Source organism: Mycobacterium sp. HM-7 (assembly GCF_053852335.1).
The window spans coordinates 4,349,763-4,364,982 of the sequence record NZ_CM132657.1; the positions used below are offsets into that span (position 1 = coordinate 4,349,763).

The 15,220-nt window shown below is 65.5% G+C and carries 10 protein-coding genes; 6 read left to right on the top strand and 4 right to left on the bottom strand.

Annotated elements, in window-relative coordinates; translation table 11 throughout:
• Positions 1 to 39 precede the first annotated feature (39 nt).
• Positions 40 to 528, top strand: a complete 489-nt coding sequence (locus ACWW1C_RS20930) for an Rv3235 family protein (RefSeq protein ID WP_455980055.1) — start codon at positions 40 to 42, stop codon at positions 526 to 528.
• On the opposite strand, the gene secA is transcribed toward ACWW1C_RS20930, so the two are convergent.
• The 3 genes from secA to ACWW1C_RS20945 all read right to left on the bottom strand — a co-directional run bounded on the left by secA (position 525) and on the right by ACWW1C_RS20945 (position 5,035).
• The gene (gene secA / locus ACWW1C_RS20935; protein WP_455980056.1) at positions 525 to 3,293 is read right to left on the bottom strand and encodes a preprotein translocase subunit SecA; all 2,769 of its coding nucleotides are present in this window, start codon (positions 3,291 to 3,293) and stop codon (positions 525 to 527) included. The genes ACWW1C_RS20930 and secA overlap by 4 nt on opposite strands.
• A gap of 136 nt (positions 3,294 to 3,429) precedes the next feature.
• Positions 3,430 to 4,062 (bottom strand): ribosome hibernation-promoting factor, HPF/YfiA family, encoded by a 633-nt coding sequence (gene hpf, locus ACWW1C_RS20940; protein WP_455984375.1) that lies wholly within the window; start codon positions 4,060 to 4,062, stop codon positions 3,430 to 3,432.
• Between the two features lie 343 nt (positions 4,063 to 4,405).
• Complete coding sequence (locus ACWW1C_RS20945; RefSeq protein WP_455980057.1) at positions 4,406 to 5,035, bottom strand: ComF family protein; 630 nt, start codon at positions 5,033 to 5,035, stop codon at positions 4,406 to 4,408.
• 92 nt (positions 5,036 to 5,127) lie between these two features.
• Between ACWW1C_RS20945 and ACWW1C_RS20950 the strand changes: the two genes are divergently transcribed.
• The 5 genes from ACWW1C_RS20950 to ACWW1C_RS20970 all read left to right on the top strand — a co-directional run bounded on the left by ACWW1C_RS20950 (position 5,128) and on the right by ACWW1C_RS20970 (position 13,464).
• On the top strand, positions 5,128 to 5,958 hold the full coding sequence (locus ACWW1C_RS20950) for a WXG100 family type VII secretion target (protein ID WP_455980058.1): 831 nt from the start codon (positions 5,128 to 5,130) through the stop codon (positions 5,956 to 5,958).
• A gap of 2 nt (positions 5,959 to 5,960) precedes the next feature.
• Positions 5,961 to 6,245, top strand: coding sequence for a WXG100 family type VII secretion target (locus tag ACWW1C_RS20955; RefSeq protein ID WP_455980059.1), 285 nt, complete (start codon positions 5,961 to 5,963; stop codon positions 6,243 to 6,245).
• Between the two features lie 19 nt (positions 6,246 to 6,264).
• Positions 6,265 to 11,265 carry a hypothetical protein gene (locus ACWW1C_RS20960; protein WP_455980060.1) on the top strand — a complete coding sequence of 1,667 codons (5,001 nt, stop codon included), beginning with the start codon at positions 6,265 to 6,267 and terminating at the stop codon, positions 11,263 to 11,265.
• 21 nt (positions 11,266 to 11,286) lie between these two features.
• Positions 11,287 to 12,207 (top strand): immunity 49 family protein, encoded by a 921-nt coding sequence (locus ACWW1C_RS20965; RefSeq protein WP_455980061.1) that lies wholly within the window; start codon positions 11,287 to 11,289, stop codon positions 12,205 to 12,207.
• A 132-nt stretch (positions 12,208 to 12,339) separates the two neighbouring features.
• Positions 12,340 to 13,464 carry a hypothetical protein gene (locus ACWW1C_RS20970; RefSeq protein WP_455980062.1) on the top strand — a complete coding sequence of 375 codons (1,125 nt, stop codon included), beginning with the start codon at positions 12,340 to 12,342 and terminating at the stop codon, positions 13,462 to 13,464.
• Positions 13,465 to 13,468: 4 nt separating this feature from the next.
• Here the strand turns inward: ACWW1C_RS20970 and lpqB are convergent, their stop codons facing one another.
• Positions 13,469 to 15,217 (bottom strand): MtrAB system accessory lipoprotein LpqB, encoded by a 1,749-nt coding sequence (gene lpqB, locus ACWW1C_RS20975; RefSeq protein WP_455984376.1) that lies wholly within the window; start codon positions 15,215 to 15,217, stop codon positions 13,469 to 13,471.
• Positions 15,218 to 15,220: the final 3 nt, after the last annotated feature.

The window sequence follows — 15,220 nt, forward strand, 5'->3', positions numbered from 1 at the left end:
ATGCGCCTCACGTACGTGACCGACCGCTGGAGAGATTTCATGACCGCATCGACCCGCATCGACCTCGATCTGACGGCGCCGATCGTCGACTACGAGCCGCCGCCGCTCGAGACGGACGCGACGGTGCGTGCCCTCGCCCGGCTGCACGTGGTGGCCGGTCCGGTCCCCGGATCGGCTGTCGATCACCAACTCGAGGTCGCCCCGCCCACAGCCGCACTGGTGTTCGCCGATACCGCGCTGCGCCGGGTCCTGGAGGTCAGCGACCGTCGCCGGCCGGCGGCGCAGTTGCGTCCGCTGGTCACCGCCACGTTGTTCGACGCGATGTCGTCATGGCCCCGCCGCACCCGGGCCGACGGCGCGGGCGTGTTGCGGCGCGTACGGCTACGCACCGCCCGCGAACGGGACGGGCTGGCCACGGCGATCGAGGTGTTCGCCACCTTCAGCCGCGGGCCACGACTGCACGCCGCCGCCGGGCGCATCGAAATCATCGGCGGGCGTTGGCAATTCGTGGCCCTGCAGCTGGGCTAGCGCTTCTTCTGCTTGCGCGCGGCCTCGCGACGCTCCCGCCGGGTGCCCGCGCCGGCCGCGTGCCGGCCACCCTCGCGACGAACCTCCGCGGACCCGTCCTCAGCGGGGCCGCTGTAGGTCATGGCCGGCGCCTTGTTGTCAATTCCCTTGGCGCGCAACGCTGCCGGTGCGGCCTGCTCTTCAGCGGCGTTCTGCTCGGCCTCGGCGGCGAACTGCGCCAGCCCCTGCGGCGCGGCGACCGGAGCCACCTGCGGCGACTGCTGCGCCTCGACCTGCACGTTGAACAGGAAGCCGACAGACTCTTCCTTCAGCCCTTCGAGCATGCCCGTGAACATGTCGAAGCCCTCGCGCTGGTACTCGACCAGCGGGTCGCGCTGCGCCATGGCGCGCAGGCCGATGCCCTCCTTGAGGTAGTCCATCTCGTAGAGGTGCTCGCGCCACTTGCGGTCGATGACGTTCAGCAGCACGCTGCGCTCCAGCTGGCGCATGGCGCCGGGGCCCGCGATGGCCTCCAGGTCGGCTTCACGCTTGGCGTAGGCCTTTTCGGCGTCGGCGATCAGCGCCTCGCGCAGCTCATCCTGGGTCAGCTCACCGGGCTCGCCGACCGCGTCGGAGTCGATCAGGCTGTGGTAGTCCAGGCCCACCGGGTACAGCGTCTTGAGCGCCTCCCACAGCTTGGCCAGGTCCCAGTCCTCCGCGTATCCCTCGGCGGTGGCGCCGTCGACGTACGCGGTGATGACATCCACCAGCATCTTGTGCGCCGTGTCCTGAACGTCCTCACCCTCCAGGATCATCTTGCGCTCGCGGTAGATGACCTTGCGCTGCTGGTTCATCACCTCGTCGTACTTGAGGACGTTCTTGCGGACCTCGAAGTTCTGCCCTTCGACCTGGGTCTGTGCGCTCTTGATCGCGCGGGTCACCATCTTGGCCTCGATCGGCACGTCATCCGGCAGGTTCAGCCGGGTCAGCAGCGCCTCGAGGGTGGCACCGTTGAAGCGACGCATCAGTTCGTCGGACAGTGACAGGAAGAATCGCGACTCACCCGGGTCTCCCTGACGGCCGGAGCGGCCGCGAAGCTGGTTGTCGATACGACGGGACTCGTGGCGTTCGGTGCCCAGCACGTAGAGGCCACCGACCTCGCGGACCTTCTTGGCCTCTTCCTCGACGAGCTGCTTGACCTTCGGCAGCTCCTCGTGCCACGCCGCTTCATACTCCTCGGGGGTCTCGACCGGGTCCAGACCGCGCTTGCGCAGGCGTGCGTCGGCGATGAAGTCGACGTTGCCGCCCAACACGATGTCGGTACCGCGGCCGGCCATGTTGGTGGCGACCGTGACGGCCTTCAGCCGGCCCGCCTCGGCGATGATGCTCGCCTCCTGCTCGTGGTACTTGGCGTTGAGCACGTTGTGCGGGATGCGGCGCTTGGTGAACTGCTTGGACAGGTACTCGGACCGCTCCACGCTGGTGGTACCGATCAGGACCGGCTGGCCCTTCTCGTACCGCTCCTGCACGTCGTCGACGACGGCGATGTACTTGGCCTCTTCGGTCTTGTAGATCAGGTCGGACTGGTCCTGGCGGATCATGGACCGGTTGGTGGGGATCTGCACCACACCGAGCTTGTAGATCTCGTGCAGCTCAGCGGCCTCGGTCTCGGCGGTACCGGTCATGCCGGACAACTTCTCGTAGAGGCGGAAGTAGTTCTGCAGCGTGATGGTGGCCAGGGTCTGGTTCTCGGCCTTGATCTCGACGTGCTCCTTGGCCTCGATGGCCTGGTGCATGCCCTCGTTGTACCGGCGGCCGACCAGCACGCGGCCGGTGAACTCGTCGACGATCACGACCTCGCCGTCGCGGACGATGTAGTCCTTGTCGCGCTGGAACAGTTCCTTGGCCTTGATGGCGTTGTTCAAGTAGCTCACCAGCGGCGAGTTGGCGGCCTCGTAGAGGTTGTCGATGCCGAGCTGGTTCTCCACGAACTCCACACCGGCTTCGTGCACACCGATGGTGCGCTTGCGGATGTCGACCTCGTAGTGGACGTCCTTCTCCATGAGCGGCGCGATGCGCGCGAACTCGGTGTACCAGTTCGACGCGCCGTCGGCGGGGCCGGAGATGATCAGCGGGGTTCGGGCCTCGTCGATGAGGATCGAGTCGACCTCGTCGACGATCGCGAAGTTGTGACCCCGCTGGACCATGTCGTCGGTCGAGTGCGCCATGTTGTCGCGCAGGTAGTCGAAGCCGAACTCGTTGTTGGTGCCGTAGGTGATGTCGGCGTTGTACGCGGCGCGACGCTCCTCCGGCGTGAGCTGCGACAGGATCACCCCGACCTCCAGGCCGAGGAAGCGGTGCACACGGCCCATCCACTCACTGTCGCGCTTGGCCAGGTAGTCGTTGACGGTGACGACGTGTACACCCTTGCCCGCGAGTGCGTTGAGGTAGGCCGGGAGCACACAGGTCAGGGTCTTGCCCTCACCGGTCTTCATCTCGGCGACGTTTCCGTAGTGCAGCGCGGCGCCGCCCATCACCTGGACGTCGAAGTGGCGCTGGTCCAGCACGCGCCAGGCCGCCTCGCGGGCGACGGCGAAGGCCTCGGGCAGCAGGTCGTCGAGCGACTCGCCACCGGCGATGCGCTTCTTGAACTCTTCGGTCTTGCCGCGCAGCTCGTCGTCCGACAGCTTCTCGACGTCATCGGACAAGGTGTTGACATAGTCGGCGACCTTTTGCAGGCGCTTGACCATGCGGCCTTCACCGATGCGGAGCAACTTCGACAGCACGCTTTTCCCCTGTGGGTCTGGAACGGTTATACGTCGGCGGGTTAGACGTGACCATCGTAGGTGACCGGCGGAATCGGCAGATAAGAGTGCGCCCCCGGCGGTTCGGCCGGGGGCGCATCGCTGTATCTGCTGGACGTCAGGACAGGCGGATCAATCCGTAGTCATAGGCGTGTCTGCGGTAGACCACGGTCGGCCGGTCGCTCTCCTTGTCGTGAAATAGGAAGAAATCGTGCCCGACGAGCTCCATCTCGTAGAGCGCGTCGTCGACCGTCATCGGGTTGGCAGGGTGTTCCTTGACGCGGACCACCTGACCGGGAACATGGTCATCGAGGTCAGCGGACGCCGCCTGGCCCGGCTCCGCGGGCAAGTCCTCGGGCGGCACGATGGACGTCGCCTCGGCGAGCCCCACCGGGGTCTTGTCGCCATAGTGAATCTTGCGGCGGTCCTTGCTGCGCCTGAGCCGGTTCTCGAGTTTGCCGACGGCCGATTCGAGGGCGGCGTAGAAGCTGTCCGCGCAGCCCTCGCCACGCACGACCGGTCCACGGCCGCGGGCGGTGATCTCGACGTGCTGGCAGTTCTTGCGCTGGCGCCGGTTCTTCTCGTGGTCGAGTTCGACGTCGAACAGATAGATGGTGCGATCGAAGCGCTCCAACCTGGAGAGCTTCTCGGAAACGTAGATGCGGAAATGTTCGGGGACTTCGACGTTACGGCCTTTGACGACGACGTCGGCGTGCGGTTCCGGCGCAGCCTCGGTGTCGTCGGCAAACATGGTCGAGCGGGCAGAATCCACGGATTGGGTTGACATGCTTAGCAACTCGCTTCTCTCTCGCAGTGCACGTGTGGCTCTTCTTGCACACGGTCTGAACTACGCGCCGAGCGGGTCTGCAAGTCGCCGCAGCCCGGCGCAAGGTGTTGAGTACTCACCTCCTACCGCTGTCAGCGATTTGGCACCGAGTGAATATGTCGGTACCGCCGTGAGGCTTCACGGGTGGTTGCAGCCGACGGTAGTCCGAGTTCACCTAGTCGTGCCACCGATTTCGCATACCGGTTTTGAGATCTTCATATCGAGTTGATGTAGGTAGTTCGCGAGCCGTGTCCTCCCCTCGCGAAGCTCAAGCGTGTGCTATCGCGAGCACAGCCGAAACCTGTGCTCCGGATGTTTGCAGGACCCGAACCGCCTCGGCCGCCGTCGCACCCGTGGTCACCACATCGTCGAACACCACCGTCTCCCCACGCACCGGAGTCCGCTGCCGGACCCGGCCGCGGACGTTGCGTTGTCTTTGTGCACTGGAGAGGCCGACCGAGTCGCGGGTGAAGGCCCGCATGGCCAGCGCCGGCTCGACCGTGATTCCGGGCAGTCCCGCGGCCGCGGCGCGGGCGATCTTCGCGACGGGGTCGCCGCCGCGCTTTCGTGCCGCCAGAGATCTGGTTGGCGCGGGCACCACCGTCAGCGGCGGCACGATCAGGCCCCAGGCGAGCAGAGTTCGCAGGGCCGCGGTGACCGCGTCGGCCAGTGGCGCGACGAGATCGGTACGGCCGTGTTCTTTGAGCCCGACGACGGCCCGCCTACGTGCTCCGGCATAACGCCCGAGCGCGAACACCGGCACGCCCGGGTCTTCACGCGGCGTGACCACGTGCGGCTCGTCGGGGCGGACGGTCAGTTCGGCCGCGCAGGCCGGACACCAGCGGGTTGCCGGCGCGCCACAACCACCACATTCGATGGGCAGGACCAGGTCGAGCATGGCGTCAGCATGACTCGGGGGTACGACACCAGTTGGCGTCGGTGCGTCCCCGATTCTGGCCATATCCTGGGAATCAACTGAATGGGGGGCAGATGGGGCGGCTCGAAGTTGAGGTGTCGGCGTTGGCGGCTGCCTCGGCACGGTTCAAAGACGCGGCGCAACAACTGCAGGACGGGCTTTCCAGCGTGGATTTGGAAACCACGCAGTTGTTGGGATCGGGCTGGAAGGGCGGCGCGGCAACGGCTTTCGGGACAGCATGGGACGGCTGGCACAACGGGGCGGGCCAGGTTGTGCGCGGTTTGCAGTCGATGGGTGACATGTTGTCGCTGGCAGGCAAGGAATACGCCAAGACCGACTCGGACAGTGCGGGTGCGCTGAACTCGACGATGGGAGGCGCAGGCAGCGGCGGGGGCAGTGCTGCCGGCGGTGCTGGTCTTGGCAGTAGCTCACCTTCTGGCTCCACCGCGGGCTCGGGTTCGGGTGCCGGTGCGGCCCAGTCCGGCGGAGCCGGTGGAGCCGAGCAGTTGGCGAGTCTGGCCCAGCAGATGGTCGGGGCGCTGGGACAGGTCGGCCAGTTGGGCGAAGGGTTGTCCCAGGCCGTCGGACAGGCCGCCCAGTTGGCGACCGGGATCGTGCAGACCTCGACGCAGGCTGCGGCGCAAGGCCAACAAGGTGGCGCGGATCCCGCCGGCAAGGATGTTGTCGACGAGGGCAAGACCGCCAAAGACGAAGACGGCAGGGACAAAGACGAGAAGGAGAAGGCCGAGGAGGACCGCGACAGCGAAACCGATGGCGCGGCAGGGCCATCGGTAGAGCAACCGGGATTGAAGGCTCCCGTCGATGGCCCGTCCGATGTCGCAGCACCCACTGGACCACTTCCAGCCCGGCCGCAGACACGACCCGCTGACGACCGGGAGGTGTGAGCGTGCTTGTCGTCGATTTCGCGGCAATGGAGGGCGCGATCACACATTTGGAGCAGTTCGGGAAAACCGTCCAGGAAGTCTTGGAGGACGTCGACCAGGCGATGGCGGTGTTGCACGCCACCTGGCATGGCGAGGCCTCGGACGCCCAGGCCCAGTTCCAGCTGCAGTGGGAAGACGGCGCTCGCCTGATGAACGAGCAGCTGACGAAGTTGAAGGACGTTCTGGCCGGAGCGAAGAAGAACTACAACAGCGCCGTCGCTCAAAACGGAGAGATGTGGAAGCAGTAGCGGACTGGGGGGGTGTGCAGTGCCCGGCCGCATTGAAGTTGAACCCGATGCGCTGATCGCCGCGGGCCAAATTGTGCTGGCTGCCGGCGAGCAGTTGGGCGCGCTGTCGGAGGCGGTCAAGCCCATGGTCGCCGAAGGCTTGGCCTCGGGGATCGACCTCGCTGGGTTCAACGTCGGCGTGCAATATGGGCGGCAAAGCCAGGAATTCACCAACGCGTTGGCCGGCGCGGCGAACGCATTCAAAAGTGTCGGCTACCGGCTGATGGCCTCGGGCCACAACTACCGCGATGCTGATGCGGCATCCACCATAGGTGGGGCAGGGCCGTCGGGAGGACTCGGCCCCGCGCCACAGGAATCTCACCCTGGCGACGCCGCGCGGGTGCCACAGAACTTGCTGGTTCCGCCACCGCCGAAGTGGTCGTTGATCACCTTGTTCTTGCCGACGTCGATGTGGCCGAACGGTCATGCCGGGTTGATGAAAGTCACGGCCGCGCAATGGCACAACTTCACCAATGGGTTCAAAGTCTTCGATTCCATGCTCGCCGCGCCGAAGGCCGTGGTCGGCGGCCAACACATCGACGAGTCCGGGAAGATGCAGGACGAGCTCACCAAGCTCGGCAACAACATCGCCTACTTGACGCAGGTTTCCGGCGACGTTGCCAAGTTGGTCGACGATTACGCCAATGGGGTGCAGGAAACCCAGAACGCGATCCGCAGCATTCTGGACCGGCTATCCCTGGACGGCCTGTTCGATGCCGCAAAAGACATCCTCACCGGTGACGGCATGAAACTTGTGCGGGAGGTCGCCAACGACATCAAGGCGTTTTGGAATTACTTCCAGCGGAACGTCAAGGCGGTCACCGGACTGCTGAGCGAGGCGATCACACTGCTCGGCGAAGCGGCCGATGAGTTCCAGAAACTGATCCGCCCGGTGCTGATCGCCGCGTTCGGCGAGGACATCGGCGGCGCGTTGGCCGAAGGGATCAAGTTCTACACCGATGTGCAGGTCGGCCTGATATCAGGGCTGGTCGGGACCGTCTCAGGGCTGGTGTCGCTGGGTGATTTCGACACCTGGAAAGGGATGTACGACGTCGCCACGATGATCGCCAAAGATCCGTCCAAGACCGACGACGTGCTCATCGCCATGGGGAAACAGTTTGTCGCGTGGGACAAATGGTCGGGCGATCATCCCGGGCGCGCGTTGGGTGAAGCAGGCTTCAACATCGGGTCGTTGTTCGTGCCCGGCGGCGCGCTCAGCAAGACCGGATCGGTGGCCAAAGGTGCAAAGCTCGCCAAAGATCTGGCCAGCGGGGAACGCAAGCTGTCCGACCTCGCCAAGTTCGGATCTCGCGGCCGCGGTTCGGTTGATGCCGGGGACCACGACGGTCTAGAAGGCCTCAGCGATCTCGGCAGCCATACCCAGCCCCCACGCTTTGACGCCGGAGCGATGCCCGAGATCGGTGACGCCCCAAGGCCTCCCACGATCGGCGACTCACCTGGGGGTACACCGCGCGGGCTGGGTGGGCCGCCGGACCCACCCGGTCCTGACCACACCCCGGTACGGCCCGGCGGGGACGGACCTGGACAGCATTCCGGCCCACCGGAGCGCACGTCGGGACCCGCCGATTCAGGGCCGTCGCGTCACGAGGGTCCTCAGTCCTCAGGTGGGCCAACACATTCCGGCGACGGGCCGCAATCGAGTAGCGGTCCCAGCTCCGACGGGCCGCGATCGAGTGAACCGCCCGCCGCTGCCCACGCTCCATCTGATTCGTCTTCTGGGCCATCGCAATCGCAGCATTCGCCGCAGAACTCGACGGACACAAGCACACACGATCAGAGCAACAATTCGCCGGCCAACGATCAGCGGGGCAACCACGACACCGCCGACTCCCGCGACACTGGCGGACACGCGCCGAGCGACACCAGCCACCGCGGTGATGCCGACACTCGCTCCGGTGATCACACCTCCGGCGCCGAGCGCCACTCCGGCAGTGGCGAGCATCCCGGTAGTGGCGAGCATCCCGGTAGTGACGAAACGCATTCCCCCACAGATCATTCCAGCACTCACCACTCGCCCACCACCGACGGTGCGCACCGCACCGACCACACCGCGCCGTCGCACGTGACCGATGTTCCTGCTCACCGTGACACTGACACCAACGCCTCCACCAACTCGCTGGCCAACGCGATGAACATGGGCGGCCCCATGGGCCCCGTCGGCCACCACGCACCCGGTGGCCACAGCGCGAACCCGACCAGTAGTCACACTCCCACCCCCAACACGGAGAGACCCGCGGGGACCCCGACACCACGCGACGCGACCGCGAAGAACCCGCCGCCGCAGCGGCCAACCGAACGCGATGCTGCCGGCCCGGCCCGCGACACCAATCCCAGCCCGCCGGTGAAACCCGCTGCGGTGCAGGGAGAATCACATGCTCCCGAGCGCACGCAGCCTGGCTCCGAGCAACCTCAGCGACCCTCGGGCCCGAGAGAGCCTGATCATGATTCGGGCCCCCGCACCGGTCAGGGCGCGGAGAATCTACGGCCCGCGGCCGAACATTCACGACCCGCCGCCGAGCACCCTCAGACCGCACCGACGGGTCCGCACCCGGAGGACCATGCCCCGAGCGCCGCACCCAACCATGCCGGCGACGGACCTGATGCTCCGCGCCCCGACCCGGTTGATGCGGTCACACCGGTACTCGACCGGCACGGGGTGACCCTCGACGAGTTCATCGATTGGCAACGAACAGCCGCGGTCGTCGGCCGCGAACATCTGGCCGAACATTTCACTCGCGAGCAACTTCAGGTGATGTACGAGGCGCGGATGGCCCATCCGCACCCTGGCCCCAATGACACCATCCAGAAGGTCGTTGGCGAAGGAGCCGTCAAGTCGATTCTTGACCAGATCGCCAACCCTGGCTCGAGTTTCGGCGGCGGCGGCGAGTACAGAGCCAATAGTGCGGGTGGGTGTGTTTCGGTCGCCTCCGACGCAACGAGACTTCGTACTCCGTCAGATCTTTTGCACGCCTTGCGGCTGGACTATGGAGACGGGTCGCCCTACGAGGTATTCACTACCACTGATCACGCTTACGTTGTCGAGGGACGAGTAGCCACCGGGGAACTCCGAGTGCCTAACGGTCGGATTACCGATCACCTCGGCATCGTTGACCCTTACACCAGGGACCTACGCTTTGGCGACCCTCCGCATACTGGCACCGGCTACACGGGCGCCGGCCATGGGCTCAACCCGGAATACCAGCTGATCGACGGCCAGTGGGCTCCGGGTGCGGAGTTGGTCCGCATCGATGCCGACGGATCGCGACACACGGTGGCGCGTCTGGCGGACGAGGACAACTGGGTACCTGCCAAGGCCCCAGACGATCACGTCGTCGATGGCTGGCCGCAGCACAAGGGCGGCGACTGGGTCTTCCCGGATTCCACACAGCATGGGCCACACCCAGAACCGCCCGACGCCACACACCGCGGTCCCGAACTGGGCGACACCGGGCCCCCACCTGATCGACATTCCAGCGCCGGCGCCTCAGATGCGTTCCGGCACTACACTTTCGAGACACCCGCGGGCGCCGCATTCTTCGATCCAGCGGATGCACACATGCGGTCTGCGGCCGGCGATGTTCCGAGATTCCCCGGCGAGTTCACCGTCGACGTACACGGCGATCACCACAGCGTCTCGGTGTACGACGGCGCCGGTAATCAGCATCGGCTCTCGCCGCACGATTTCGCCGATGTGATTCGCCACAGCGGATGGGACGGGCAGACGCCAATCCGACTGATGTCCTGTGACACCGGCAGTGGAAACCATTCGTTCGCCGCTGACCTTGCCCGCGAACTCGGAGTGCGGGTCACTGCGCCGGACCGGCCGGTATGGAGCTACCCCGATGGGCGCCAACCAGTGGTCACCGGTTTCGACCGCGGCCCCGACGGCGAACGTGTGCCGCGGATCCCACCCGATGGCAGTTGGCACCAATTCGAACCTGACGGCACCACACGGCGGGTACTCGACTCGCCAGGACCGCAGCACGTCCAGGCAGACACTCATCACGCCGGCGAGAGCGCCGAGGGCGCGGACCCACAGAGCCGCGCCGGGCGGGAGATTCCCGACCATCCGATCGATGGCTTGGAGGGGCGGCACCCACTGGCTGGGCTGCAGGAAAAGGTCGACGATCCACGCTATCGGGACAAGTATTACGACGAGGTGCGCACTCGGGATTCGTTGCGTGAGGGCAGCACATCCGCCGAACCGGAATACCGGCGCAGAAACGAGAACCAACTCGACTTCGACGGTGACCAGGTACCCCTCATCCGCCGCGACGAAGGCGGCGCCCCGGTCGCCGTGCCCGACGGCTACGAGCGCGCCACCTTCGCCGACGGCGAGACGCTGGTCCATGAGGCCAATCCACAAGAACGCCACGCCGCGCAAGAGCTGATCGACCGACGCGAAGCTGCGCGCGAACACGTTGTCACCGCGGATGCCGCTTACCAGGCGGAGCGAGCCGGCGGTGGTGAGGCGTCCCCGGCGGCGATCAGTGAGCGTCAGGCCGCGTTCACCGAGCAGACCGCCGCCGGTGAGGCGTTGGGCGAGCACGCGGCCACCCACGCCATGGAGAACACGTTCCCCGGCAGCCAGTTCGACGTGACACCATTACACGAAGAACTAAAGGGCCCAGGCACTTTCGACCACGTCTACGAAGTTCTGGACCGTGAGAGCGGCGAAACACGTGTCGTCGTCGTGGAGGCCAAAGGGCCCAGCGGACACCTCGGCACACGCCTAGGGTTCGACGGGGTCAGCTACCAGCAAGGACATCGCGAGTATGCCGTGAGTGTCATCGATGCAATGAGGAACCATGGGCCGGAAGGACGACAAATGGCGCGTGATCTGGACGCGGCACTGCAAACCGATCGGCTCGATTACTATTTGGTAAGGGCACGGGTAGATATCACGCCAGATGGCGCCGAGTACGGCGGATTCCGCATGGACCGATTCGCGTTGGACTAGAACGGGGCGAGTGAAATTGCAATGGTAGTGATAACTCGGCACCAGATCGACCTGGATGACATTGAAGAGAGAATCCAAGAACTCGTCGAAGATATCGATTTCACCCGAGGTCTGATCGAATCAAAACCTCGATTGACGGAGCGGCTCTTTAGCTATTCAAGCTGGATCGCGGCCTATTCATCGGTCGACGACCCCGACGCGGCACTGCTACGCATCTGGGATGCAACGTGGATGGCGATGCAGGCCGGCTCAGCCATGTTCCTCAACGCAAACAACAAAGACCGCAAGATCGAGTTGACGATCGGCTTCGACGACAAGGTCACCACCGTCGGCACCGGTCCGAACTCAAGCGCGACAGCCGGAAAATGGCTCGCTGCAATGTACTTCGCGATCGTCTGCCGCCGACATGACCGCATAATGACGCTCTGCGCCACCCCCGTCGAGACACTACGAGCCTCCGGTGCGGTGTACGACGAGTATATCTACGACTGGGTGAACGCTTTTCAGAAGTTCTTCCACCGCGACGAGGACGTTGTTCGAGCGATCATCACCGCAATGGAGGGCGCAGACCCGGAACGCGTGGAGATTGCCAAACCAGAACTGCTCTTGCTATTGCTGTACCCGCCGATCGAATTGCTGTATTTCGTCACCCAGGGCAACGCCGAAGAATTCAACGCCCGGTTGGCTCGAGCAGTCGAAGACCACAAGAAATACTGGTCGAAAACCGCCGACCGGCGCCGAGACGTCGAAGGATTCATCGCGTGGGGCCCGCTGGCAATGGCGTGCATCGCCCACGACATGGGCACGGCGATTACCGTCGAAACGCCGTACCTACCCAAGCACCTCATACTCGGGAACCGCGCAACCGAATCACAATTCATGAGGGAAAGCCGTAAACGCCGAGAATCATCGGCGAATGACCAGGCCGAAGGAGACATGTAGGTGACAAAAGCCTTATCAGTGTCCCGGCCCGATCCCGGTGCGCCAGATGGAGTTTCGCCCGACGCTTCGCTCCCCCGGCTCTCACGCGAGGACGCCGTACGGGTCGCCGACTATCTCGACGCGGGTGCGGTCGTGGCACGCACCACCGCACGGGCCATCGACCCCTGGCTCAACCCGCCCGCAGCCCGAGTTCCATTGACCAAACGCACCGACGGCACCTGGCGCTGGGACGACGAAGTCAGTTACTACGTCCGCAACTACGGGCTCTCCCCGGGAGCCGAATTCCTCGCGTACTTGCACCAACGCAACTTCACCCCACCCACTGTCAGCCCCGAACAGGTCAGCGCCGTCATCGATGAACTCTTCGGCAATCCGACCCAAACGCCACAACCCCGGCTCGCTCTGGACGGCACACAACTACTAGCCCGTAGCTATTACTGCATTTATCAGGGCCAAGCTTTCCGCTGTGACGTCAACGCTTCGCAAGTCACATTATTCGTTCCCCCGGGAGAACCTGTGCCTGAAGGGTTCGAGCACAAGGATGACCGCGATCAGTTTGTTCAGGCGATCGCCCACAAGCGCGTGCCCGCTAATGACGTCGGGGCTCTATACCGTGCGATCACGAGTTGCTGGTACAAGGGCGACCCATACTCAATCCGGCGAATTGACGGGCCACGCCTGCGACTCAGCCTCGATGGCGGACGTCGGATAAAGCGCACTATGCCCGAGCCGCCACACCCAACACTCAAGGAGATCGCGCAGTTCCCGAACACCGAGGTTCTGGGCCAAGGTGACGTCTGGGCCACCATCGACATTCAGGAGGCCGCCCGTCTCACCATGGCGATCGTCCCGTACCACCAAGTCGGTGGCTACTTGAAGCCGGTTCGGGACGTGACAGGCGCAGGGGTAGCCGTACCGAAAGCCGACGAAATCTTCTATTTCCCGTCGCCGCTCGACAGTCCCTTCCTCCCCGGAAAAGACGCCGTCGCCACCGTCTCCGCTCACCTCGCCGTACACGACCCCAGCTACCCAACCTCCGGACTCACGCCCGAACGACTACGCGACGGATGGCGCCTCAACCCCACCACCGAGACACCAACGATCTACTACATCACCGACGACAGCCACATCATCACCGCGCCGGCGACCACACCCACCGCATACATCGCCAGCCAAATGTCCGCAGAATTCCGCAACCGCCACCCCGTCGTGAACCCACCACCAGCCCACGACACGGGAACCGACATCTTCGACTGAACGATCACCCAGGCAGCACCGGCAGCGCGCCGGCGACCATCAGCGGCCGGATATCGGTCCACATCAGATTGTTGTCGGCTGCCGAGCCCGACAGCTGCAGAATCCCGCGCTGGTCGGCGAGGTACACCGTCGAGGTGTTGGCCGCCACGGTCGAAACCGGAACGACCAGGTTCCGGGTGGGACCGTCGGAGTTCACGCCGTCGAGGTTGACGTACGAGACGGGATGCGCGCCGTCGGTGCGGGTCACCACGATGTCGTCGCCGGTGCGCCAGGACAGCGACAGCGCCGTGTTGCCCAGACCGAAACCGAGCCGGCGTGGGTACGTGAGCGCGAGCTGGCCGCCCTCACGCTGCTCGACGCTGGCCAGGATCACCTGGCCGTTGATCACCATGGCGGCGCGGGTGGCGTCCCGGGACAGCTGCAGTGCGCTGATCGGGCCGGGGAATTTGGTGGCCACGGCCGACGAGTCGACGGGGATGCGGGCGGGTTGGCCGGACGCCGCCTCCTGGATCGCCCGCACGACGTTGATGCCGTCGACCACGATCCAGATGGCGTCGTCGAGTGACCAACTGGGGCGCGTCAGGGTGTGCGCGTCGAGTGCTTGCCCGGCGTCACCGTTGATGGGCCCCACCCACAGCGACTGCGCCATGTCCGGCGCACCGGGCCGCAACGTCACGACCGAGGCGACCTCCTGCCCACTGCGTGACAGGGCGGCTGACGTCTGCCCGGGCAATTGGCCGAACGCACCGGCGACCCGCGGCGCATTGTCACCTTCCAGCGACACCAGCGAACCCCCGGCCAGGGCGTGCAGCCCGGCCGCGGCACCCGGGTCGGCACCCGGGTCGGTCGCCGCGACGTCGGAGGTGTTCCAGCCTTCGGCAAAACGATCATCGAGAGCGGCGCCGTCGGCGCTGATCACGTACGGGCCGTTGACTCCGGCCCGGAACAACGTCCAGATGATCTGTGCGGCAAGCAATTGCCGGCTGTGCGGGTCGGTGGTCGACAGGCTCTCGAGGTCGATGCGGGCGCCGCCATACCCGCGTCCGACACCGGTCTTGCCGCCGTCGGCGCGGGTAACCGGGCCCCGCAGCCGCAACGGCGCAGCCATCAGATTCCGCACGCTGCTGGCCATCTCGGGCCGTGGCCCGGACAGCAGCTTGGTGACGAGTTCGGTCGCCAGCTGGTCGGGATCGGAGACCGCGACGTAGCGCGGGTCGGGTACGACGGTCTTGCCGGTCGGGTCGACGAAGTACAGCGTGTCCCGCTTATAGGTGGACTGGAACTGCTGCCAGTCCAGGAAAACCCCGTTGGGCAGCTTGTCGATCCGCCAGCCGCGCGGCGTCTTCACCAGGTCGATGGGACCAGGATCGGGCAGCGCGCCCTCCCCCGTCTCGAACACCCCGACATCCGACAGCGAGCCCAGGATGTCGGCATGCATGGTCACCGAAACCTTGTCCGTGCCACGGGTTTCCACGAAAACGACGCGGTCGATCAGCAGGGCGCTGCCGGCGTCGTCCCAGGATCGGGAGGCCGATTCGGTGAGGAATTGACGTGCTGCCAGGTGCCGGTTCGCGGGATCGGCGGTGGCCTTGAGGAATTCGCGCAGCAGCAGGTCCGGGTCCATGCCGGGCGACGGTGTCGGCAGATTGCGCGGCGCCGGCCGGTCGACGGTGCCCACGGCTTGTGGCGCGGACGAACTCGGCACACCGGCGCACCCTGTCAGCACCAGCAGCAGCACCGCGCAGACCGCCAAGGT

Bases quoted from the DNA above. Each gene is read 5' to 3' on its own strand.
- ACWW1C_RS20965 (WP_455980061.1), top strand. From the start codon at position 11,287: ATGGTAGTGATAACTCGGCACCAGATCGACCTGGATGACATTGAAGAG.
- hpf (WP_455984375.1), bottom strand. From the start codon at position 4,062: ATGTTTGCCGACGACACCGAGGCTGCGCCGGAACCGCACGCCGACGTC.
- ACWW1C_RS20930 (WP_455980055.1), top strand. From the start codon at position 40: ATGACCGCATCGACCCGCATCGACCTCGATCTGACGGCGCCGATCGTC.
- ACWW1C_RS20950 (WP_455980058.1), top strand. From the start codon at position 5,128: ATGGGGCGGCTCGAAGTTGAGGTGTCGGCGTTGGCGGCTGCCTCGGCA.
- ACWW1C_RS20945 (WP_455980057.1), bottom strand. From the start codon at position 5,035: ATGCTCGACCTGGTCCTGCCCATCGAATGTGGTGGTTGTGGCGCGCCG.